22 protein-coding genes are annotated in these 23,016 nt (G+C 62.0%); 9 read left to right on the top strand and 13 right to left on the bottom strand.

All coding sequences use genetic code 11. The annotated features are described in order from the left end of the window. The first annotated feature begins 191 nt into the window (after window positions 1-191). On the top strand, window positions 192-605 hold the full coding sequence (gene mscL, locus BT179_RS19500) for a large-conductance mechanosensitive channel protein MscL (protein ID WP_072396058.1): 414 nt from the start codon (window positions 192-194) through the stop codon (window positions 603-605). 41 nt (window positions 606-646) lie between these two features. Here mscL and BT179_RS19495 read toward each other — a convergent pair whose 3' ends face one another. Next, entirely contained in the window at window positions 647-1,423 is a 777-nt protein-coding gene (locus BT179_RS19495) for a ferredoxin--NADP reductase (protein WP_072396057.1), read from the bottom strand. Window positions 1,424-1,718: 295 nt separating this feature from the next. Here BT179_RS19495 and BT179_RS19490 point away from each other — a divergent pair, with 295 nt between their 5' ends. Both BT179_RS19490 and BT179_RS19485 read left to right on the top strand, forming a co-directional pair. Then, the gene (locus tag BT179_RS19490; protein WP_072396050.1) at window positions 1,719-2,432 is read left to right on the top strand and encodes an autoinducer binding domain-containing protein; all 714 of its coding nucleotides are present in this window, start codon (window positions 1,719-1,721) and stop codon (window positions 2,430-2,432) included. Between the two features lie 181 nt (window positions 2,433-2,613). Further along, entirely contained in the window at window positions 2,614-3,738 is a 1,125-nt protein-coding gene (locus BT179_RS19485) for a methyltransferase (RefSeq protein ID WP_072396039.1), read from the top strand. A gap of 39 nt (window positions 3,739-3,777) precedes the next feature. Here the strand turns inward: BT179_RS19485 and BT179_RS19480 are convergent, their stop codons facing one another. The 3 genes from BT179_RS19480 to BT179_RS19470 are packed head-to-tail and all read right to left on the bottom strand — an operon-like array spanning window position 3,778 to window position 6,414. After that, window positions 3,778-3,942, bottom strand: a complete 165-nt coding sequence (locus tag BT179_RS19480) for a DUF2474 domain-containing protein (protein WP_072396102.1) — start codon at window positions 3,940-3,942, stop codon at window positions 3,778-3,780. Between the two features lie 21 nt (window positions 3,943-3,963). Continuing rightward, window positions 3,964-4,971: a cytochrome d ubiquinol oxidase subunit II gene (gene cydB, locus BT179_RS19475; protein ID WP_053151661.1), complete on the bottom strand. Its 1,008-nt coding sequence runs from the start codon at window positions 4,969-4,971 to the stop codon at window positions 3,964-3,966. 3 nt (window positions 4,972-4,974) lie between these two features. Then, window positions 4,975-6,414 (bottom strand): cytochrome ubiquinol oxidase subunit I, encoded by a 1,440-nt coding sequence (locus BT179_RS19470; RefSeq protein ID WP_072396036.1) that lies wholly within the window; start codon window positions 6,412-6,414, stop codon window positions 4,975-4,977. 516 nt (window positions 6,415-6,930) lie between these two features. Between BT179_RS19470 and BT179_RS19465 the strand changes: the two genes are divergently transcribed. Beyond that, entirely contained in the window at window positions 6,931-8,157 is a 1,227-nt protein-coding gene (locus BT179_RS19465; RefSeq protein WP_072431379.1) for an MFS transporter, read from the top strand. 86 nt (window positions 8,158-8,243) lie between these two features. On the opposite strand, the gene BT179_RS19460 is transcribed toward BT179_RS19465, so the two are convergent. From BT179_RS19460 to BT179_RS19440, 5 genes are all read right to left on the bottom strand, one after another. Further along, entirely contained in the window at window positions 8,244-10,445 is a 2,202-nt protein-coding gene (locus BT179_RS19460; protein WP_072431380.1) for a xanthine dehydrogenase family protein molybdopterin-binding subunit, read from the bottom strand. Next, window positions 10,442-11,431 (bottom strand): FAD binding domain-containing protein, encoded by a 990-nt coding sequence (locus BT179_RS19455; protein WP_072396021.1) that lies wholly within the window; start codon window positions 11,429-11,431, stop codon window positions 10,442-10,444. Before BT179_RS19455 ends, BT179_RS19460 begins: the two co-directional genes overlap by 4 nt. After that, window positions 11,428-11,961: a (2Fe-2S)-binding protein gene (locus BT179_RS19450; protein ID WP_072396019.1), complete on the bottom strand. Its 534-nt coding sequence runs from the start codon at window positions 11,959-11,961 to the stop codon at window positions 11,428-11,430. Before BT179_RS19450 ends, BT179_RS19455 begins: the two co-directional genes overlap by 4 nt. Before the next feature lie 286 nt (window positions 11,962-12,247). Next, window positions 12,248-12,814 (bottom strand): DJ-1 family glyoxalase III, encoded by a 567-nt coding sequence (locus tag BT179_RS19445; RefSeq protein ID WP_072396017.1) that lies wholly within the window; start codon window positions 12,812-12,814, stop codon window positions 12,248-12,250. Between the two features lie 126 nt (window positions 12,815-12,940). Continuing rightward, window positions 12,941-13,387 carry a DUF4879 domain-containing protein gene (locus tag BT179_RS19440; RefSeq protein ID WP_072396100.1) on the bottom strand — a complete coding sequence of 149 codons (447 nt, stop codon included), beginning with the start codon at window positions 13,385-13,387 and terminating at the stop codon, window positions 12,941-12,943. Window positions 13,388-13,600: 213 nt separating this feature from the next. On the opposite strand from BT179_RS19440, the gene BT179_RS19435 reads away from it, so the two are divergent. The 4 genes from BT179_RS19435 (at window position 13,601) to BT179_RS19420 (ending at window position 17,569) form a co-directional block, all read left to right on the top strand. Then, window positions 13,601-14,896, top strand: coding sequence for an NCS2 family permease (locus BT179_RS19435; RefSeq protein ID WP_072396015.1), 1,296 nt, complete (start codon window positions 13,601-13,603; stop codon window positions 14,894-14,896). Continuing rightward, window positions 14,893-15,972 (top strand): tRNA (uridine(54)-C5)-methyltransferase TrmA, encoded by a 1,080-nt coding sequence (gene trmA, locus BT179_RS19430; RefSeq protein ID WP_072431382.1) that lies wholly within the window; start codon window positions 14,893-14,895, stop codon window positions 15,970-15,972. The genes BT179_RS19435 and trmA overlap by 4 nt, the downstream gene beginning before the upstream one ends. A 299-nt stretch (window positions 15,973-16,271) precedes the next feature. Further along, on the top strand, window positions 16,272-16,715 hold the full coding sequence (gene aroQ / locus BT179_RS19425) for a type II 3-dehydroquinate dehydratase (RefSeq protein ID WP_072396011.1): 444 nt from the start codon (window positions 16,272-16,274) through the stop codon (window positions 16,713-16,715). 2 nt (window positions 16,716-16,717) lie between these two features. Further along, the gene (locus BT179_RS19420; RefSeq protein WP_177305131.1) at window positions 16,718-17,569 is read left to right on the top strand and encodes a shikimate dehydrogenase; all 852 of its coding nucleotides are present in this window, start codon (window positions 16,718-16,720) and stop codon (window positions 17,567-17,569) included. A gap of 138 nt (window positions 17,570-17,707) precedes the next feature. Here BT179_RS19420 and BT179_RS19415 read toward each other — a convergent pair whose 3' ends face one another. From BT179_RS19415 to BT179_RS26795, 3 genes are all read right to left on the bottom strand, one after another. Then, complete coding sequence (locus BT179_RS19415) at window positions 17,708-18,385, bottom strand: TetR/AcrR family transcriptional regulator (protein ID WP_072395999.1); 678 nt, start codon at window positions 18,383-18,385, stop codon at window positions 17,708-17,710. 102 nt (window positions 18,386-18,487) lie between these two features. Further along, window positions 18,488-20,389 (bottom strand): 3-dehydroshikimate dehydratase QuiC, encoded by a 1,902-nt coding sequence (gene quiC / locus BT179_RS19410; protein WP_072395997.1) that lies wholly within the window; start codon window positions 20,387-20,389, stop codon window positions 18,488-18,490. 132 nt (window positions 20,390-20,521) lie between these two features. After that, window positions 20,522-20,668, bottom strand: coding sequence for a hypothetical protein (locus tag BT179_RS26795; RefSeq protein ID WP_156682195.1), 147 nt, complete (start codon window positions 20,666-20,668; stop codon window positions 20,522-20,524). A 3-nt stretch (window positions 20,669-20,671) separates the two neighbouring features. On the opposite strand from BT179_RS26795, the gene BT179_RS19405 reads away from it, so the two are divergent. Beyond that, complete coding sequence (locus BT179_RS19405) at window positions 20,672-22,009, top strand: MFS transporter (RefSeq protein WP_072395995.1); 1,338 nt, start codon at window positions 20,672-20,674, stop codon at window positions 22,007-22,009. A 90-nt stretch (window positions 22,010-22,099) separates the two neighbouring features. Here the strand turns inward: BT179_RS19405 and BT179_RS19400 are convergent, their stop codons facing one another. After that, a complete protein-coding gene (locus BT179_RS19400; protein WP_072395974.1) occupies window positions 22,100-22,978 on the bottom strand; it encodes a DMT family transporter in 879 nt (292 codons plus the stop codon). Between the last annotated feature and the right edge of the window lie 38 nt (window positions 22,979-23,016).

Genomic DNA, 23,016 nt, shown 5'->3' with positions numbered 1-23,016 from the left:
CCGCTCCGATAGAAAAAACGTTATGGGGAACCGACGGGAAAGCGCGTATCACGCGCGATTGATGGCACTTTGTAAACTTTCAGGCCGGAACCGGGTCGATAACGAAGTGTTTTGTAAGCAGGCGTTTCGAGCGAGACGCATCCGGCTGAATTACACTGCCACCCAACCTCATCAGTCACAAGGAATCACTCATGGGCGTGCTAAGCGAGTTCAAGGCCTTCGCGGTCAAAGGCAATGTCGTCGACATGGCCGTCGGGATCATCATCGGGGCTGCGTTCGGCAAGATTGTTTCTTCATTTGTTGGCGACGTGATCATGCCTCCCATCGGCCTGCTGATCGGCGGCGTGGATTTCAGCAACCTGGCCATCACCCTCAAGGCCGCACAGGGCGACGCCCCGGCCGTGGTGCTGGCCTACGGAAAGTTCCTCCAGACCACCGTGGACTTCATCATAGTCGCCTTCGCCATCTTCCTGGGCGTCAAGGCGATCAACCGTCTCAAGCGCGAAGAGGCCGTGGCACCCAGCGCGCCGCCGGTACCCACCAAGGAAGAACAATTGCTGAGTGAAATCCGCGACCTGCTCAAGGCCCAGAACGAACGGCCCTGATCGATCGGCATTGAACGAGGCGTCCTGGCGACGCCTTGTTCCTACCAGTAATTCTCCACTGCCACCTGGCCCGGCCGGCGGGTAAGGCTCAGTTGCAGCCCCCTGGCCTTGAGCAGCTTGCGCGTGTCGTCGATCATTTGCGGGTTGCCGCACAGCATGACCCGCGAATGCTCCGGGGTCAGCGCGACACCGGCGGCCCGCTCCAGCTCACCGTTTTCGATCAGCGTGGTAATGCGCCCATTGAGCGTGCCCGGATGCTGCTCGCGGGTGACCGTCGCGATGAAACGAAACTTGTGCGCGTGCTCGGCCAGGTAATCGCGCCGAGCCAGCCCGTCGATCAGCTCCTGATACGCCAGCTCCCGAGCTTCGCGGACGCTGTACACCAGGACGATCCGCTCGAATCTTTCCCAGACCTCGAAATCCTGGAGAATCGAAAGAAACGGCGCGACCCCTGTTCCGGTGGACAACAGCCACAAGTCCCTGCCGTCCACAAAGCGGTCCAATGTCAGGTAGCCAAAGGCCTGGCGCTCCACCAGCAGGCTGTCACCCGGTTCCAGGCGGCTGAGTTCGCTGGTGAATTCACCGCCGGGAACGACAATGGAAAAAAATTCGAGAAACTCGTCGAACGGCGAAGAGACCATGGAATAGGCGCGCCAGACGGTGCTGCCATCCGCCTTGACGACTCCCAGCCGGGCGAATTGACCTGCCGTGAAACGGAAGCCACGATCCCGGGACGTCCGCAGGGTAAACAGATGAGGCGTCAATGGTCGCACCTCCAGCAAGGTCTGGCGGGTGAACTTCTCTGCGCTGTCGGTCATGAGCCACTCCAAAGGAACGAGAGGCCACAGTGTCCCGCAAAGTGAGCGCCGTAACCACCGACAGAGAGTAGTGGCATTTAGTCATAAACTCATTGCCAGCTCTTCAGCTCGTATACAGAAGTTATACAAATATACGAGCCTGTAACGGTAACAATTATTCAAAGTGTTTAATCCAACGTAGCTTCGTGTAAGCAACATTAAAAAATCTAACTACAAGTTAGGAAAAGTCCTACACTGTTCTTTCGCACCCCCAAGATTGGATCCACGCAGCTGAACGTCAACCCAGGAGAGTGTGATGGACAAGTGGAAGGACTTACAGTTGAGGAAGTTATCTTGCGAAAAAGACCTCCAGGCCGCCTATCGCCTGGTCTTGAATTTCTTTAACAATCAAGGATTTGAGTTTTGCGCATTTGCGGCCTATCTCGGCAGCCCCAGCAACCATACCACCAAGGTAAACCTGAATAACTATCCCTATGGATGGGACCGATTATATGAACAGAACGGGTATGCTTCGAACGATCCGATAGTAGCACACTGCAATCAATCACCCCTTCCAATCCTCTGGGATGAAAACCTCTTCGCCCAAGCGCCCAAGTTATGGCACGAACTTAACCGACAAGGCCTCAGGTACGGCTGGACTCAGTCCGTCCATGACGATCACGGTGTTTATTGCAGCCTGTTCAGTCTTGCCCGGACTCATTGTCCGATCGATATAGAGGAGCATTACGGGAATCTCGGCTACGCCATTTTCGCCAGTCAGCGGTTGCATGCACTGGCCAGTAAAAAAATGTCGGATGTCGCCGAAACCACGCATAAATGCCATTTATCGCCCAGGGAGATCGAAGTGCTCAGGTGGTCCGCCGAAGGGAAGACCGCGTCGGAAGTGGGCAGAATCCTGTGCCTTTCCGAACGCACCGTTAACTTTCATGTGTGCAGTTGCATGCGCAAACTGAACGTCAGCAACAAGATTTCAGCCGTCGCCAAGGCGGCCCACATTCATGTGATTTGAGAGCGAACCCACACCGTCAGCCTGAAAACCCACGAGTATTGCACAGCAAAAAAACGTACCATTCACGGCTCCACTTGAATGATGACGCGCCTAGCACGCGACGCAGTTCATTCAGGCGGTCCCGCTGCGAACACCTGCCCCAGGGCAGCGGGACATCCGTCGATTGCCAGAGTCCCCAGCCATGCCCCTGCTTGACAGCCCCTTCGCCCAGCTCGACCTGATCCGCCAGCCCGAACAGCAGAACGAACCGCTGCAGGCCTTCGATGCGGCCGATGAATATCTGCTCGCTCATCTGGCCGAGCAGCAACCGGCCACGAGTACCCGGGTCCTGGTGCTCAATGACGGTTTCGGTGCCCTGGCCGCCAGCCTGGCCGGCAAGGTCGATGTGATCAGCAGCAGCGACTCGTTCCTGGCCTTGCAGGCACTGGAAAAGAACCTGGTGCGCAATGGACGCGCTTTCGATGCGGTGCCTACATTGCCGGCCAGCGAACCGTTGGTCGGGCCCTTCGACCGTGTCCTGATCAAAGTGCCGAAGACCCTGGCCCTGCTGGAAGAACAACTGATCCGCCTGCAAGGTCAGTTGGCGCCCGGCGCCCAGGTGATCGCCGCAGCCATGGTCAAGCACCTGCCCCGGGCCGCGGGTGATCTGCTGGAGCGCTACATCGGCCCGGTGCAGGCCTCGCTGGCGGTGAAGAAAGCCCGCTTGCTGATCGCCACGCCAGCCGACAGAGCGCCAGCGGTATCGCCCTACCCTACCCGCTACCTGCTGGAAGAACCGAAGATCGAACTGCTCAATCACGCCAACGTGTTCTGCCGGGAAGGATTGGACATCGGCACCCGGGCGTTCCTGCCGCATCTGCCGAAGAACCTGGGGGCCGCCCAAGTCGCGGACCTGGGATGCGGCAACGGCGTGCTGGCCATTGCCAGCGCCCTGCAGAACCCACAGGCCCACTACACCCTGGTGGATGAATCCTACATGGCCGTGCAATCGGCCGCCGAGAACTGGCGGGCAGCCCTGGGCGAGCGCGAGATGACCGTGCGGGCCGGTGACGGCCTGGCCGGGCAAGCTGCGCAGTCATTGGACGTGGTGCTGTGCAATCCACCCTTCCATCAACAACAGGTGGTGGGCGACTTCCTGGCCTGGCGGATGTTCCAGCAGGCTCGCGAGGCGTTGGTGGTCGGCGGCGCGCTGTACATCGTCGGCAACCGGCACCTGGGTTATCACAGCAAACTGGCGCGGCTGTTCCGGGGCGTCGAGCAAGTGGCCGCGACGCCGAAATTCGTCATTCTCAAAGCCCGCAAATAGCGACCGCGGGATGCGAGCCCGACTCGCTCCCATCGGCGATCAATGGGTGGTCAGGCCGGCGGCGTTCATGAACATGCGCATCAGGCTGGCGACGATGAACAACGCCAGCACACTGCCCGCCCAGATCCCCACCAGCCAGCCAAGCCGCTGCCAGAGCGGCTTCTTTTCAGCGGCTTCGATGTCTTTGAGCTCTGGCTTGGCCATCCGCAACACCTCGCAGGTCAATCAATGGTAACCGTCATCATGGGTCACCTTGCCCCGGAACACGTAGTAGCTCCAGAAGGTGTACACCAGGATCAACGGAATGATGAACAGCGTCCCGACCAACATGAACCCCTGGCTCTGGGGTGGTGAAGACGCATCCCAGATCGAAATGGAAGGCGGCACGATGTTCGGCCACAGGCTGATCCCCAGGCCGCTGTAGCCAAGGAAGATCAGCACGAGGGTCAGGATGAACGGTGTGTAGTTGGCGTTGCGGGCCACCGCCCGGAACAGCCCGTACATGGTTACCAGCACCAGGATCGGCACCGGCAGGAACCAGAACAGGTTCGGCAGGGTGAACCAGCGGGCCGCGATATCGGCGTGGGCCAACGGTGTCCAGATGCTGACGATACCGATCACCGCCAGCACCACGAACGCCAGCGGCCGGGCCAGGTCGTGCATCTGTTCCTGCAGCTTGCCTTCGGTCTTCATGATCAGCCAGGTGCAACCGAGCAAGGCATAGGCAGCGATCAGTGCCAGGCCGCAGAACACGGTGAACGGCGTGAACCAGTCCAGGGAGCCCCCGGCATACTGACGATTGACTACCTCGAAGCCGTCGATGAACGCGCCCAGCGCTACCCCCTGGAAGAAAGTGGCCGCCAGCGAGCCGCCGATGAAGGCCTTGTCCCAGAGGTGGCGCTTGTCGGCCTTGGCCTTGAAGCGGAATTCGAAGGCAACGCCCCGGAAGATCAGGCCGATGAGCATCAGAATCAACGGCAGGTACAACGCCGAGAGCACCACCGAATAAGCCAGCGGGAACGCCCCGAACAGACCGGCGCCGCCCAGCACCAGCCAGGTTTCGTTACCGTCCCAGACCGGCGCCACGGTGTTCATCATCACATCGCGGTCGCGCTCGCCCTTGATGAAGGGGAAGAGAATACCGATCCCCAAGTCGAAGCCGTCCATGATCACGTACATCATGATGCCGAAGATGATGACCACGGCCCAGATCAGCGGAAGATCAATACCCATGACTCAATTCCCCTTGTTCGAGCGGTCGTTGTGGTCCACATCGTCGCCACCTTCGTTGGCGGCTGACAGTGGCCGGGCCGGGGTGCGTTTCTGGCCCGGGCCGCCATCGGTCGGCTCGGCTTCGTGGGCCACCGGGCCCTTGCGTACCAGACGCATCATGTAGCTCAGGCCGGCACCGAACAGCGCGAAGTACACCACCACGAACAGCACCAGGGTGATGCTCATCTGGGCGAAGCTGTGACCGGACGAAGCATCGGCCGTGCGCATCAGGCCGTAGACCACCCAGGGCTGGCGACCGATTTCGGTGGTGAACCAGCCCGCCAGGATCGCGATCAACCCGGACGGGCCCATCCACAGCACCATGTGCAGGAACGGTCGCGACTGATAGAGCCGGCCGCCACGACGCAGCCAGAGGCTGCACAGACCGGTGAAGATCATCAGCAGCCCCAGGCCCACCATAATCCGGAACGACCAGAACACAATGGTCGAATTCGGGCGATCCTCGGGCGGGAATTCCTTGAGGGCCGGCACCTGCTTGTCCAGGCTGTGGGTCAGGATCAAGCTGCCCAGGTAGGGAATCTCTACCGCGAACCTGGTCCGTTCTTCCTTCATGTCCGGCCAGCCGAACAGGATCAGCGGGGTTGGCTCATTGCCGACGTTCTCCCAGTGGCCTTCGATGGCCGCGATCTTCGCCGGTTGATGCTTGAGGGTGTTGAGCCCGTGGAAGTCACCGATGACCGCCTGGATTGGCGCCACCAGCAACGCCATCCACATCGCCATCGACAGCATGCGGCGGATGGCCGGGTTGTCGCGACCGCGCAGCAGGTGCCAGGCAGCCGAGGAGCCGACGAAGAATGCCGTGGCGACAAACGCCGCCGTAGACATGTGCAGCAAGCGGTAAGGGAATGACGGGTTGAACACCACCGCCAGCCAGTCCACCGGAATCACCCGGCCATCGACGATTTCGTACCCCTGCGGCGTCTGCATCCAACTGTTGGAGGACAGGATCCAGAAGGTGGAGATCAGCGTGCCGATCGCCACCATCACCGTGGAAAAGAAATGCAGGCCACGGCCGACGCGATTCCAGCCGAACAGCATCACGCCGAGGAAGCCCGCTTCGAGGAAGAATGCCGTGAGCACCTCGTAGGTCAGCAGCGGCCCGGTGACCGCACCGGCGAAGTCCGAGAACCGGCTCCAGTTGGTCCCGAACTGATACGCCATGACCAATCCGGACACCACGCCCATGCCGAAGTTGACGGCGAAGATCTTCGACCAGAAGTGGTACAAGTCACGATAGGTGTCGTCGCGGGTCTTGAGCCACAGCCCTTCGAGCACCGCCAGGTAACTCGCCAGGCCGATCGTGATGGCCGGGAACAGGATGTGGAACGAGATCGTGAATGCAAACTGGATCCGGGCGAGATCGAGCGCCTCCAAACCGAACATAAGTCTTCCTCTGTCAGGTAAAACCGGCTGCGGGTGGGGCCTGCATCACGGCCCCTCGAATATGGAGTGCGATGCCTTTCAAATCGTTCTTTTTAAAACCGTCACGACGCAGGTATCTGGCCAGATGGCCTCCAGGCCAACGCCTCGGAGCGGTGTTGATCTGGATCAAGCAATGCTCAAAGAGTAGTCGCATTATTGCCGATGAACGGCGTGGTCTTTTGTCGCGTGACAGGTTGTCTCAGTGCCCGATCAGAGCTGTGGGCATGGTGAAGTCCCTTGTGGCGAGAGGATTTATCCCCGCTGGGTTGCGAGAAAGCCCCCATCCATTTCAGCTAGTTGGCGAGTGCTAAGCACTCGAACGGGGATAAATCCCCTCGCCACGATAAATCCCCTCGCCCACAGAAAGCGGTGGCGTGTGGAAGATTGATGCTTGGCTAACTATTTTTTCCGGCAACCGCAACTTCCGGTTACAGCTTGGTGATAATCTCGATGCCCTCATCACCGGACCCGTCATAGATGCCCAGCCAAGCGCCCTTGCTGCTCCGTCACCATCGCCCCTTCATCGCCTTCTGGCTGGCCCGGATCTTCACTGCCAGCGGCTTCCAGATGCTCACCGTCGCCATAGGCTGGAACCTTTACCAACTGACCGGCAATGTCCTGGACCTTGGGCTCGTGGGCTTGGTGGAATTCGCGCCACGGGTGCTGTTCATGCTTCACACCGGTCATGTGGCCGACCGTTATGACCGACGCAAGGTCGCGGCGATCTGTCAGACAGTGCAGGCGATGATCGCCCTGGCACTGGTCATCGGCAGCGCCACCGACCAGGTCACCCGGGAAATGATCTTCATCCTCGCGTTCCTGCTGGGGGCCGCCCGCTCTTTCGAAATGCCGACCACCCAGGCGTTGCTGCCCAGCATCGTGCCTGCCGAGCTCTTCCCCCGTGCCGTGGCCGCCGCACAATCGGCCCAGCAATCGGCCACCATCGTCGCTCCGGCGCTGGGAGGCTTGCTCTACGCCTTTGGCAGTGTCTGGGTCTACGTACCGACCGTGGTGCTTTACCTGATCGCCTGCTGCCTGATGCTCAACCTGCCCGCCCGCCAGACGCCATTGAACAAAGGCAAGGCCACCCTGGATTCATTGTTGGCCGGGATTCGCTTCATTCGCAGCCGCCCGGACATCCTCGGGGCCATCTCCCTGGACCTGTTCGCGGTGCTGCTGGGAGGCGCGACGGCCTTGTTGCCGGTGTTTGCCAAGGACATTCTGCTGACCGGCCCCTGGGGCCTGGGCCTGCTGCGCTCGGCGCCGGCGGTGGGCGCCTTGCTGATGTCGCTGTGGCTGGCGCGGTTCGCCGTGGAACGCAAGGTCGGCCGTGTGATGTTCACCGCCGTAGGCGTGTTCGGCGTGGCCACCATCGCATTCGGCCTTTCCACTTCCTTCTGGTTTTCCCTGGCGGTGCTGGTGGTCCTGGGCGCGGCGGACATGATCAGCATGGTGATCCGCGCCTCCTTCGTACAACTGGAAACTCCGGATGAAATGCGCGGCCGGGTCAGTGCGGTGAATGGCCTGTTCATCGGCGCCTCGAACCAGTTGGGCGAATTCGAGTCCGGTCTCACCGCCCACTGGTTCGGCACCGTGCCGGCAGTGGCCATGGGCGGGGTCGGCACGCTGCTGGTGACTGGCGTGTGGATCAAGCTGTTCCCGACCCTGGCCAACCGCGACCGGATGCACGAGCCGAAGGACTAGGCCCTGCGAAAAGTCGCCGGGCGGCGATCAGGCGAGCCGGTTTTAAACGCTGCATGATCGTCGCGCAGGCCTTTTGCTTACTGAGCCTAGAGCAGTTTGTCCAGCGTGATGGGAAAATCCCTCACCCGCTTGCCGGTGGCGTGATAGATCGCATTCGCCACGGCCGCCGCCACACCGACGATGCCGATTTCGCCAACGCCCTTGGAACCCAGTGCGTTGACGATTTCGTCGTGCTCATCGACGAACACCACGTCGATGTCGCCGATGTCGGCATTGACCGGCACGTGGTACTCGGCCAGGTTGTGGTTCATGGGCCGGCCCAGGGCATGATCGGTCAGGGTTTCTTCATGCAGGGCCATGCCGACGCCCCACACCACGCCACCCAGGATCTGGCTGCGGGCGGTCTTCGGGTTGATCACCCGCCCGGCGGCGATGGCACTCACCACCCGGTTGACCTTGACCGTGCCCAGGTCTTCATCCACCAGCACCTCGACGAACACCGCCGAATGCGTCGCGGTGGCATAAGCCTGGCGTTTTTCATCCGGCTCGGCGCTGACCTGTGCCTGCAGCGGCGTCTCGCCACTGTCGCGCGCCAACTGCGCCAAGGACACGCTGGCTTCGCCCAGGCGAAGCTGGCCGTCGGCGAACGTCACTTGCTCGATTGTCGCGCCGCTGAAGTCCGGACAGGTTTGTCGGGCCACCGCCAGCAGCTTTTCCTTCAAGGCTGCGCACGCCTGTTGCACCGCGGTGCCCACCGACGAAACGGTGAACGAGCCACCCTGCAACGGCGCGGTCGGCAGTGAGGAGTCACCGAGGACAAAGGTGACATCTTCAAGGGAAACGCCTGACGTCTCTGCGGCAATCTGGGTCATGACCGTATAGGTGCCCGTACCGATATCCGTGGTGGCGCTGCTGACCGTCAATTTGCCCTCGGCGTCCAGGGATGCACGGGCACTGGCTTTCTGTTGCATCGCTTCCCAGACACCACTGGCCATGCCCCAGCCCACCAGTTGCCGGCCTTCGCGCATGCTGCGCGGCTCCGGATTGCGTTGGCCCCAGCCGAACCGGCGAGCACCTTCGGCGTAGCACTCACGCAATTGCTTGCTGGAATACGGCTTGCCTTCGTTCTCGTTACGCTCGGCATAATTGATCAAGCGCAACTGGACCGGATCGATCGCCAGTGCGCAAGCCAGTTCATCCATGGCGCACTCCAGGCCGATCAAACCCAGGGCCGCACCGGGAGCGCGCATGTCCAGTGGCGTGTAGACATCCAGTGGCGCCAGCTTGTAGGTCAACTGCACGTTGTCGCAGTGGTAGAGCATGCCGCTCCATTCCACCACGTGTTCGGTGAAGTCTTCGAAACGCGACGTCTGGCCGATGGCGGTGTGGGCCACTGCCAGCAAACGCCCGTTGGCCGCGGCGCCCAACTGCAGGCGCTGGAAGGTCCGTGGCCGGTAGCCAAAGGTGAACATCTGCTGGCGCGTCAGGCTGACCCGCACCGATCGCTTGAGCGCCAGCGCGGCCATCACCGCCAGGGGCAATTGATACTGGGGTCGCAATCCGGAGCCGAAAGCGCCACCGACAAAGGCGGCGAACACCCGCACCTGTTCTTTCTCCAGGCCGAAGACTTTCTGCACATAAGCCTGGCAGTTCTGCGTGCCCTGGGTCTTGTCGTGGATATGCAGGCTGCCGTCAGGCTGATACAGCACCGTGGAAGCATGGGGCTCCATCGGATTGTGATGCTCCACCGGGGTGCTGTAGGAGACATCCACACTGATGGCTGCACTCGCATATTCGCCCTGAAAATTCCCACGGGGCTTGGGCAGTTCGGCTGGCGCCGGATGGGCTTCGTTTTGCAGGATGGCCAGGTCGGTCTGATGCTCCTGGGCCTCGTATTCGATTTCAACGAGCGAACCGGCGTAGCGGGCCAGTTCCAGGTTTTGCGCGACCACCAGGGCCAAGGGTTGCCCGCTGTACAGGACCTGATCGTTGAACAGGGGCCGGAACGGCGAACCGTCCGCCGCATCGGCGTCCTGGTAGGGCTCGTCGTAGCTGGCGATCTTCGGGCGGTTGGTATGGTCGATCACCGCCACCACGCCGGGCAGCGCCAAGGCCCGGGACGCATCGATGCGCACCACCCGGCCGCGGGCGATCGTACCAGAGACGACGCTGCCATGCAGCAGGCCGTCCTCGGGGTATTCGCCAGCATAGCGGGCCTGCCCCGTGACCTTGAGCAAGCCGTCGACCCGGTCCAGCGGTTGCCCCATGGATCTGCTCGAAGTGTTCATCGGCTTTGCCCTCCCAATGCGGCGTCGCTCAGGGCCCGGACAACCGCCCGACGCGCCAGTCTGACCTTGAAGCCGTTATGTTCCAGCGGCTCGGCGTTTTGCAGCAGCGCATCGGCGGCGGCCGTGAAGGTCTCGCGACTCACGGCCTGGCCCCGCAGCCAATTCTCCACGGCACGGTCGCGCCAGGGCTTGTGGGCCACGCCTCCCAGCACCAGGCGCGCCTCGCGGATCATCGGCCCGTCCAACTCCAGCGCCACCGCTACCGAGACCAGGGCGAAGGCGTAGGAAGCACGGTCCCGGATCTTCAGATAATGGCTATGCCCGGCGAAACCGGCGGCGGGCAATTCGATCCCGGTGATCAGCTCATCGTCGGCCAACTGGTTATCCCGCTCCGGTGCCTCGCCGGGCAGGCGATGGAAATCGGCGAACTCGATGGTCCGCGCCCCGCCCCGGCCCAGGACATGCACCACCGCTTCCAGCGCGGCAAGGGCGACACACATGTCGGAGGGATGCGTCGCGACACATTGGTCACTGGCGCCGAAAATCGCGTGGATCCGGTTCAAGCCGTTCCGGGCCGGACAGCCGCTGCCGGGCTGGCGCTTGTTGCAGGGTGCGCCGGCGTCATAGAAGTAGTAGCAACGGGTGCGTTGCAACAGGTTGCCGCCGGTGCTCGCCATATTACGCAACTGGGGCGATGCGCCTGCCAGAATCGCCTGGGAGAGCAGTGGATAACGGCGCTCGATCCAAGGGTGCCAGGCCAGGTCGGCATTGCTGACCAAGGCACCGATCATCACCCCGCCGGAAGCGGTTTCGCTGAGGTCTGCCAGTGGCAGGCCAGTGATGTCGATCAGGTGTGCGGGGCGGGTGAGGTTTTCCTTCATCAGGTCCAGCAGGTTGGTGCCGCCGGCGATGAAGCGTGAGGTCGGGCTCGCCAGGTCGATGGCCGCCTGCACGGTGTCGGGCTTGCTGTACTGGAAAGGATTCATTGATCGTCCCTCTGGTTTTCCGGGCGGGGACAGAGCGGCAAGGCTTCTTCGATGGCGTCGCGGATGTTGTTGTAGGCGCCGCAGCGACAAAGGTTGCCGCTCATCAGTTCGCTGATCTGCCCACGATTGCGCGCCCGGCCTTCGTTGGCCAGTCCCACCGCCGAACAGATCTGCCCCGGGGTGCAATAGCCGCACTGAAAGGCGTCATGTTCGATAAACGCCTGCTGCATGGGGTGCAGCAGGCCATTGCCGGCCAAGCCTTCGATGGTGGTCAGCTCGGCGCCATCGCACATCACCGCCAGGGTCAGGCAGGCGTTGATCCGCTTACCGTCGCGCAGCACGGTGCAGGCTCCACACTGGCCGTGGTCGCAGCCTTTCTTGCTGCCTACCAGGTCCAGCTGCTCGCGCAGCAGGTCCAGCAGCGTGGTCCAGGGCAAGACTTGCAGTTCACGCGCCTGGCCGTTGAGTACCAGGCGAATCGGATGATGGACGAAGGACGCCTGCGTCGCTTCGGACAGGGTCGCGCTCATGGGACACCTCACGGTTGGTCGTACACGCGGCGTTTTGGGAAACCGCCGTCATAAGGGGTACGACTTCAGCGAGAGGCAGAGCGTTCAAGGCGATTGCGAAGACCTGCAGGACTTGCCCGATGCCGGCCAGTCAGAGTGAACGTCGCTGTCCATGGTTTTTTGCGGCGAGGGGATTGAGCGAAACATCGCGCCCCGATCGAGTGCGCAGCGCTCGCCGATGTTGTTGCCAGCGACCCCGGGACCGCTTCGCAGCCCAGCGGATAAAACCCCTCGCCAGGAAAATTCTTCAGGCCAGCAACTCCGCCGCCACTACTGCCCGTACACCCTTGCCGCAAAGCTGTTCCACCAGCGTCAGGGCAAACGCCAGGGTGGCCGCCGAGCCCTGGGCGGTGATGCAGTTGCCGTCCACCACCACTGGTTGGTCGACAAAGGTGCATCCGGACAATTGCTGACTCACGGCGGGCAGACAGGTCATGCGGCGCTGGCGCAGCACACCGAACGCTTGCAGCGCCAGCGCCGGGGCTTCGGCGACGGCGGCGAAGAAACGCCCGGCGGCGGCCTGGTCCTTGACCAACTGCTGCAAAGGCTGGTGAGCCGCCAGGTGCTGGGCGCCGATGATGCCGCCAGGCAGCACGATCAGGTCGAAATCCTGCACCAGCATATCCACCAGCATGCCATCGGCAGTCAGTCGGGTACCGCGGGCGCAGGTGAGCATTCGCCGCCCTTCGATACTCGCCACGACCACTTCGACCTGGGCCCGACGCAACACATCGATCAGGGTGACCGCCTGCAGGTCGTCGACGCCTTCGGCGACGGCAATCAAGGCTCTGGGAATCCTGGTTCCAGGCATCATGGTGACTCTCCGCTGGGTGACTCTTGAAAGCCTAGTAGGCACTGCCAAAGGTGGCGATCTTTTGATCGGGCCCAGGGCCCTTGCAAGGAAATCGCAGCCTCGGCAGCCCTGCGCGGCCAGGCGAGATTACTTGATGTACAACTGGGTCGACAGGCGGTTGCCCGGTGCGTTGATCGAGGTGTTGCTGAAACTGAAGGTGCCCTCCTGCTTGTCCTTGAGGTCGAAGACGTACAGATAGCCGACCACCTTGGTGCTGGCGGTGCAATCGTTGAGATTGCCGTTGCTGTACGCGCATACCGGCGAGCGAGTGCCGTCGACCTCGAAGCCGTCCAGCGTGACATGGGGCTGATGGCCATAGCCGACCTCCAGCACGTAGACCTTGATGTTCGGCGCGCGATGGTCGCAACGGGTCTGGGCCTGTCCTTGCGAAATATCCTCGAAGCCACAGGCCGGCGATTCGACCTTGAGCACCTTGACCTCGCTCAAGGGCGCGGCCGACGCGGCATTGGCCGCCTGTGCGGGCCACCACAGGCCCAGTGTGCAAGCCATGGCAATCGCCAGGTTTGTTTTCATGCGATGCATAGAGATCTCCCGGAACCGCGGGCAGTATGGCCCACTTATTGCCTTGGCAAAACATCGGCGACGATCGCAGCCATAACGCCATCCTGCTGGTATGATGCGCGGCTTTTTCCGACCCGCAGCAAATTCACGGGCGCCATCGGCGACCTGTGCTTTGCTGTTGGGGTCGATACATTCACGGCGCCCGGCGCGCCACGGGGAGCAGACATGCTGGAAAGGCTGTTTCAACTCAAGGCACACAACACCAACGTGCGGACCGAGATCCTGGCGGGCGTCACGACCTTCCTGGCCATGGCCTACATCTTGTTCGTCAACCCGAGCATCCTCGGCGAGACCGGCATGGACAAGGGCGCGGTGTTCGTCGCCACCTGCCTGGCGGCGGCCATCGGCTCGACGGTCATGGGCCTGATCGCCAACTACCCGATCGCCCTGGCGCCGGGCATGGGGTTGAACGCCTTTTTCACCTATACAGTGGTCCTGCACATGGGCCATACCTGGCAGGTGGCGCTGGGCGCGGTCTTCGTTTCCGCCGTGCTGTTCTTCCTGCTGTCGATCTTTCGCATCCGCGAATGGATCATCAACAGCATCCCGCTGCCGCTGCGCTCGGCCATCGCCGCTGGTATCGGCCTGTTCCTGGCGCTGATCGCCCTGAACAACGCCGGCATCGTGGTCAAGAACCCGGCAACCATGGTCGGCCTCGGCGACTTGAAACAGCCCGCGCCGATCCTTGCCACCCTCGGTTTCATCCTGATCGTGGGCCTTGAGGCACTGAAAGTGCGCGGCGCGGTGCTGATCGGCATCCTGGCAGTGACCATCGTCTCGATCCTGATGGGTTTCACCCCGTTCGGCGGCATCGTTTCCGCTCCGCCGTCCCTGGCCCCGACCTTCCTGCAACTGGACATCAAGGGCGCCCTGGACATCGGCCTGGTCAGCGTGATCTTCGCCTTCCTCTTCGTCGACCTGTTCGACAACTCCGGTACCCTGATCGGCGTCGCCAAGCGCGCCGGGCTGATGGGCAAGGACGGGCACATGCCGAAGATGGGCCGTGCGCTGATCGCCGACAGCACCGCCGCCATGGCCGGTTCGCTGCTGGGCACCTCCACCACCACCAGCTACATCGAATCGGCGGCAGGCGTCAGCGCCGGCGGCCGCACCGGCCTGACCGCCATCGTCGTGGCGGTCCTGTTCCTGCTGGCACTGTTCTTCTCGCCGCTGGCCGCCAGCGTCCCGGCCTTCGCCACCGCGCCGGCCCTGCTGTTCGTGGCCGTGCTGATGACCTCCGGCCTGGCGGAAATCGACTGGGACGACATCACCGTTGCCGCACCGGTGGTGATCACCGCACTGGCGATGCCGTTCACCTATTCCATCGCCAATGGCATCGCCTTCGGTTTCATCGCCTGGACCGCCATCAAGCTGGTGTCCGGTCGTGGCCGTGAGTTGAACCCGGCGCTGGTCATCCTGTCGATTCTGTTCGTGATCAAGTTGGGTTGGTTCAACGCATGACTTTCGATTCCCAGGCCTACGCCGGCCAGCTCCAGGACAAGGTCGCTCGCTTGCGCGACCTGCTGGCTCCGTTCGATGCACCGCAGCCCGAGGTGTTCGACTCCCCCTTGCAGCATTTCCGCCTGCGGGCCGAGTTCCGCCTGTGGCGCGAAGCCGGCGAACGGCATTACGCGATGTTCTCCCAGGACGACAAGCGCACGCCGATCCTCATCGAGCAATTCCCCATCGCCAGCCTGCGCATCAACCAGTTGATGCCGCAACTCAAGGCCGCCTGGCAAGCCAGCGCACCGCTGAGCCATAAGCTGTTCCAGGTGGAGTTCCTGACGACCCTGGCCGGCGACGCGATGATCACCCTGTGCTATCACCGTCCCCTGGATGAACACTGGCACGCAGCCGCCTCGAAACTGGCCAGCGACCTGAGCGTGAGCATCATCGGTCGGTCCAAGGGCAAGCGGGAAGTGATCGGCCATGACTATGTGGTGGAAAAACTCGACGTGGCCGGCCGTACGTTCAGCTATCGCCAGCCAGAAGGTGCCTTCACCCAGCCCAACGGCACGGTGAACCAGAAAATGCTCAACTGGGCTTACGATGCACTGGGAGATCGCACCGACGATCTGCTGGAGTTGTACTGCGGCAACGGCAACTTCACCCTGCCCCTGGCGACCCGCGTGCGCAAGGTGCTGGCCACCGAGATCAGCAAGACTTCCGTGAACGCGGCATTGAGCAACCTCAGCGAAAACGCGGTGGATAACGTCACCCTGGTGCGCCTCTCGGCCGAGGAACTGACCGAAGCCCTGAACGAAGTCCGCCCGTTCCGCCGCTTGCAAGGCATCGACCTGAAAAGCTACGAATTCGGCAGCGTCTTCGTCGACCCGCCCCGCGCCGGCATGGACCCGGACACCTGCGAACTGACCCGGCGGTTCGAGAACATCCTGTACATCTCCTGCAATCCGGAAACCCTCGCCGCCAATATCGCGCAACTGCACGACACCCATCGCATCGTGCGTTGTGCGTTGTTCGATCAATTTCCTTGGACCCATCATATGGAATCCGGGGTGTTGTTGACCCGACGGTAAGTCCTTCCTCTTGTGGTGAAGGACCACCCTGTGGCGAAGGGATTATCCCCGCTGGGCTGCGAAGCAGCCCCAAGCTCTTGAGTCCTGCAAAAGCTTGCGAGCGCTGCGCGCTCGAGCGGGGATAAATCCCCTCGCCACAATTTGCCCCCCGCCAAACCGGTAATGGCCTTTGTTCGATCATCGAACACTTAATGGCCGATGACGTCGGCTTTGTTTGACCAAATTAACCGTCTAGTACAATTTATCTCCAGCGGCTGAAACCCGGCCGACGCCAACAATAAAAATGTGGAGAAATTGCGATGCCTCCGATCGTTCTGGTGCTCAACGGCCCGAACCTGAACCTGCTCGGCACCCGTGAGCCGGCTACCTACGGACACGAGACCCTGGCGGATATCTCGGCGTTGTGTGGGCGCACCGCTGACGAACTCGGCCTGGCGGTGGAGTTTCGCCAGACCAACCAGGAGAGCGAACTGCTGGACTGGATCCACGGCGCCCGCGGCCGCTGCGCCGGTATCGTCATCAACCCGGCGGCCTGGACCCACACCTCGGTCGCCATCCGCGACGCCTTGGTCGCCAGTGAAGTCCCGGTGATCGAAGTGCACCTGTCCAACGTCCATGCCCGGGAGGCCTTCCGGCATCACTCCTTCGTCTCATCGGTGGCCATCGGCGTGCTGTGTGGTTTCGGCAGCCAGGGCTATCGGATGGCCCTGGAACATTTCAGTCAGCGGTTGAAGGGGCAATGAGCATGTCGAACACCACCGTACTGGCCGGCCTGATCGGTGCGGGCATCCAGGCTTCCCGCACGCCGACCCTTCATGAGCGCGAAGGCGATGCCCAGGGCATGCGCTACCTGTATCGCCTGATCGACCTCGATGCGTTGAAACTCGACAGCGGCGCCCTGCCTGACCTGCTGACGGCGGCCGAACGCATGAGCTTTACCGGTTTGAACATCACCTTTCCCTGCAAACAGGCCATTATCCCGCTGCTGGATGAGCTGTCTTGCGAGGCCCGGGGTATCGGCGCCGTGAATACGGTGGTGCTCAAGGATGGCAAGCGCATCGGGCACAACACTGATTGCCTCGGGTTCGCCGAAGGATTTCGCCGCGGCTTGAACGATGTTTCGCGTCGACGCGTGGTACAGATGGGCGCCGGTGGCGCCGGTGCGGCTGTCGCCCATGCGTTGTTGGCCGAAGGCGTACAGACATTGAGCCTCTTCGATGTGGACGCCAGCCGTGCCGAAGCCCTGGCGAACAACCTGAACCAGCACTTCGGCGCTGATCGAGCCCGGGTCGGCCACGATCTGGCCAGCGCCATGGCCGAGGCGGATGGCCTGGTGAATACCACCCCCATGGGCATGGCGAAGCTGCCCGGCACGCCGGTGCCGGCCGGTTTGCTGAGGGGCGATCTGTGGGTCGCGGAAATCGTCTACTTCCCGCTGGAAACCGAACTGCTGCGCAACGCCCGCGCCCTGGGCTGCCGCACCCTGGATGGTGGCAGCATGGCGGTGTTCCAGGCGGTCAAGGCATTCGAACTGTTCAGTGGCGTGGCCCCGGATGCGCAGCGGATGCTGGAGCACTTCCAAAGCATGAATCACTGAAGCCTGGTGATAATTGCTTGTGGAAATTAGTTGTGGAAGCGAGCTCGCGATGAGGGTGTGCTGGCCGCAATCAGTGTGGCTAGATCGACCGCTATCGCGAGCAAGCTCGCTCCCACACAAGCTCGCTTCCAGAAGAGGTCAGGGTTGCAGGTAGCGCAACACCGACTCGCAGACCATCTCGCGATGCCGCTGCTTGATCCTCTCGTCCGACAGATCGATCTGGAAGATCTCGCCAAAGGTCTGGCGGTTGGACACCCGGTAAAAGCAGAACGAACTGATCAGCAGGTGCACATCCAGCGGCTGGAGACCGGCGCGGAACACACCCTCTTCCGCGCCCCGGCGCAGGATCACACCCAGGGAGTCGAGGATCGTGCTGGTCATCGCCTTGATCGCGCCTGACTGTTTCACGTATTCGGCGTTATGGATGTTCTCGATGCAGACGATGCGCACGAAATCCACATTGCGATCATGGTGGTCGAAGGTGAACTCCACCAGGCGCCGGATCGCGTCGACCGGTGCCAGCTCCGCCAGGTGCAGGCGGCTCTCGGTATTACGGATGTCGCCGTAGAGTTTTTCCAGCACCTCGACATACAACTGCTCCTTGCTGCCGAAGTAGTAGTAGATCATGCGCTTGGAAGTGTGGATGCGCTCGGCGATGGCGTCGACCCGGGCACCAGCCAGGCCTTGCTGGACGAACTCGACGATGGCTTCCTGGAGAATGTTCTCCCGGGTTTTCTCCGGGTTGTTCTTGCGACTCTTGCGCGGCACGACGACAGGCTCGTCGAGTCCAGCGGGAAGTTCTGAATTCATAGTCATTGTGGGCTCACGGCCATCACTGCACAGGCTGGCGATTATGGGCCGCTCCGTGCAGTGAAGGAAGCCACGGGGTCGCCGTTTACCGTCGCGGTTACGATTTACCTACAACTTGGCGTGCCGCAAACCGCCGCTGCGGGACTTGGCCATGGCCGCCAGCCGCACCGCGACATTGGCCGCACCGTAGCCGGTATAGCCGTTCTTGCGCTGGATGATCTCAAAGAAGAAGCGTCCCTCGAACGGCTCGGTGTAGACGTGGAACAACTCGCCTCCCTGGGCATCACGGTCATACAACACGTTGAAATACGCCAGCTCGCTGAGAAACTCGTCATCGAAATCGAACCGTGCCGCCAGGTCGTCGTAATAGTTGAGGGGAATATCCAGCAGCGGCACGCCAGCTTCCTTGGCACGACTGACCTGGGCAAAGATGTCGTCGCAGTCGAAGGCGATGTGATGCACCCCGGAACCGCGATAACTCGACAGCGCATGTGAGATCGCCGTGTTGCGGTTCTCGGAAATGTTCAGCGGCAAGCGAATCGAACTGCAGCGACTGCGCAGGGCCCGGCTCTTCACCAGGCCATAGGGGTCAGGCAGCACCACTTCGTCGTCCGCCTCGAAATCCAGCAGGCTCTTGTAGAACAGCACCCAACTGTCAAGGCTGTCCGCCGGCAACGCCATGGCCATGTGGTCGATACGCTTGAGCCCGGCCCCGATGACCGCGCCGGGTTGCAGGTTGAAATCGGTGGCATAGACATCCGTTCCCCGATCCACCAGGTAGATCAGGCTGCCATCCGGCGCCCGCACCGCCGCCAGTTCCAGCTCGTTGGGCCCCACCAACCCGCGATAGGGCTGGCCTTTGTAGGCCACCGCCCGGGCCAGGGCGCTGGCGCTGCTGTCGACCCGCAGGGCGGTGGCGCACAGCGAGGGGCCGTGGGCTTCGAAAAAGCTGTGGGCAAAGGAATAGGGTTCGCAGTTGAGGATCAGGTTGATATCGCCCTGGCGCAACAGGCTGACGTTCTTGGAGCGATGCTGGCCGGCCTTGACGAAGCCCAGCCGTTCCAACCAGTGAGCCAGCTTGGCCCCAAGGGCGTCGTCCACGGCGAACTCGAGGAATTCGATGCCGTTGTAGTCACTGGCCGGCGGCGTGGCGAAGAGAATATCGGTATTGCTCGCGGGCGCGGCTTCTTCAGCCAGGCGCTGGCGGGTCTTCTCTTCCAGGTACAACAATGAGCGCAAGCCATCGGCGGCATTGGCCCGTGGCGGCGCGGCGCGAAAGCCGTCGTTGAAGATCTCCAGGGACAGCGGTCCGGTGTAGCCACTCTTGATGATCGGCGCCAGGAAGCCCGGCAAGTCGAACTCGCCCTGCCCCGGGAAGCAGCGGAAATGCCGACTCCATTCCAGGACATCCATCGCCAGGATCGGCGCGTCGGCCATCTGTACGAAGAAAATCCTGTCGCCAGGAATCTCGGCGATCGCCCGCGGATCGCCCTTGAGAGACAGCGTGTGGAAACTGTCCAGCAGCACGCCAAGGCTGGGGTGATCGGCCTGGCGCACGATGTTCCAGACCTGTTGATAAGTATTCACGTGCCGGCCCCAGGCCAGCGCTTCGTAGCCGATGCGCAAACCCCGTGCGCCGGCCCGTTCGGCCAGCAAGCGCAGGTCATCGATCAGAATCCGCTCATCGCCGACACTGTCGGCCGAGGCGTTGCTGCACACCAGCACCAGATCGGTGCCCAATTCCTGCATCAGGTCGAACTTGCGCTCGGCTCGTTCCAGGTTGCGCGCCAGGCGATCGCGACGGCAGCCTTCGAAATCACGGAACGGCTGGAACAAGGTAATGGCGATGCCGAGGTCGGCGCACATCTGCCGGATTTCCCGAGGACTGCCATCGTAATAGAGAAGGTCGTTCTCGAAGATTTCCACCCCGTCGAAACCGGCGGCGGCGATGGCCTCGAGTTTTTCCGGCAGGGTACCGCTCAGGGAAACGGTGGCAATGGAACGCTGCATGGCTTGGGCTCCCGGACAGGCATGGGCGACAGAATGCGCCGCTTGGAACAGCGCTCGTGGCGCCTTTTTAGTGTGCCGATTATTGGACGCCCCCCTTCATTCGGCAATTCAATACGTACCATTCAGTTAGTTTTATGTGCGATTATCGAACGAAATGCCGATCACCGAATTGACGATTTTTTGTCCACTGCGCACCATCGGCCCCACGTCGATGCCGGCCAGACCGTCGGAATCAACGGTCAATACGTTCACCCATAAGAATTTCAAAAACGGGTACATGCTATGAATCCTTCCCAAAGCTCCCTCCTGACTGCCGGCCTGAGGGACACGACCAGCGGCATCGGCGCCAAGATCCGCGGCGCCATGGCCGTGGGCAAGACCCGTTGGGGCATGCTCGCGCTGGTATTTTTCGCCACCACCCTCAACTACATCGACCGCGCCGCCCTGGGCGTCATGCAGCCGATCCTCGCCAAGGAAATGAGCTGGACGGCGATGGACTACGCCAACATCAACTTCTGGTTCCAGGTGGGCTATGCCGTAGGGTTCGTGCTGCAGGGACGGTTGATCGACCGGATCGGCGTCAAGCGCGTGTTCTTCTGCGCCGTGCTGCTCTGGAGCCTGGCCACCGGCGCTCATGGCCTGGCCACTTCGGCAGTGGGCTTCATGATCTGCCGGTTCATCCTGGGCCTTACGGAGGCCGCCAACTACCCGGCCTGTGTAAAAACCACGCGGCTGTGGTTCCCGGCGGGCGAACGGGCGGTGGCCACCGGTATTTTCAACGCCGGTACCAACGTCGGCGCCATGTTCACCCCGATGTTGCTACCGCTGGTGCTGCACGTATGGGGCTGGCAGGCCGCATTCCTGTGCATGGCCGCGCTGGGCGGCATCTGGCTGCTGTTCTGGGGCCTGAAATACTTCAATCCTGAAGACCACCCCACGGTCAGACAGTCGGAACTGGATTACATCCAGCGCGAAGTCGAACCGCCCCAGGTCCGCGTACCGTTTTCCCGGATCCTGCGCATGCGCGGCACCTGGGCCTTCGCCCTGGCCTACTCGATCACGGCTCCGGTGTTCTGGTTCTACCTCTACTGGCTGCCACCGTTCCTGAACCAGCAATACAACCTGGGCATCAACGTGACCCAGATGGGCATCCCGCTGATCATCATCTACCTCACCGCCGACTTCGGCAGCGTGGGCGGCGGCATCCTCTCCTCGTTCCTGATCGGCCGCGGCCTCGACCCGATCAAGGCGCGGCTGGTTTCCATGCTGCTGTTCGCCTGCTGCATCGTCGGCGTGATCATGGCCGCCGGTGCGAGCAACCTGTGGATGGCGGTGTTCGCCATCTCCCTGGCCATTGGCGCCCACCAGGCCTGGACCGCCAACATCTGGAGTCTGGTGATGGACTACACCCCCAAGCACATGATGAGTACCGTGTTCGGCTTCGGCGGCATGTGCGCCGCCATCGGCGGGATGTTCATGACCCAGCTGGTGGGTCACATCCTTACGGTGACCCATAACAACTACACCGTGCTGTTCACCCTGATCCCCGCCATGTACTTCATTGCGCTGATCTGGATGTACTTCATGGCGCCGCGCAAGGTGCCAACCCTGGAAAACTGATTAGCCATCGAGACTGGCACCCCACTCTGTGGCGAGGGGATTTATCCCCTCACCACAGAGCCCATCGTTCCCCGTTCCGGGCAGGTGCATCTACTTGCTCCGCTGCTGCCACGCCGCCGCCAACCCACTCAAGCAGATCAGCACGATCCCCGCCACGGTGGTCAGGGTCGGCGTATGGCTGAACAAAAGCCAGCCCAGCAGACCTGCGAACACGATCTGGCAGTATCCGAAAGGCGCCAGCAGTGCCGGGGCGGCAAAACGGAAGGCCTGGGTCAGCATCAGGTGCGCCGTCATCCCGCAGGCCCCCAGCGCCAGCATCATCGCGCCATGGAGCAGGCTCGGCACTTGCCAGAAGAACGGCACCAGCGCACTCATCACGATGGTATTGCACAACCCCGCGAAGAAATTGCTGGTGGTCGGACTGTCGATCTCACTGAGCTTGCGAGTGAGCAGCTGGTAGAAGCAGAAAAACAGCGCCGAACAGAACGGCAGCAGTACCGCAGGGGTGAACAGGTCGCCGCCGGGATGGACAATGATCAGCACGCCGATGAAGCCGAAGATCACCGCGATCCATTGGCCTCGCGTCACCCGCTCGCCCAGTAACGGCACCGACAATGCGGTGACCAGCACCGGGGCCAGGAAGTTGACCGCGGTCGCTTCGGCCAACGGGATGTACTGCAGCCCCGTGGTGAAAAACAGGCTGGTCCCCAGCAGGCACAGGGCCCGGGCCAACTGCCACAGCGGACGCCTGGTGCGCAGGACACGCAGCCCGGAACGCGGCAGGAAGATTCCCGCCATCAGCAGGGTATGCACCACGTAGCGCGCCCACACCACCATGACGATCGGATAGAAGCCCGAGAGGTATTTCGACAAGGCGTCGTGGCTGGAAAACAGAAAGGTGGCACAGACAATCAGCAGGATGCCCTTGAAGGCCTGGTTGACGCCGGAAAGCGGGGTGCTGACGGTCATGTGGATACCCTGCGTTGCGTGAAATGGAAAACACGGCG

It is taken from the genome of Pseudomonas sp. NFACC43 (assembly GCF_900119645.1).
In the GTDB taxonomy this organism is placed as follows: domain Bacteria; phylum Pseudomonadota; class Gammaproteobacteria; order Pseudomonadales; family Pseudomonadaceae; genus Aquipseudomonas.
This window is presented reverse-complemented; position numbering and strand designations above follow the sequence as displayed.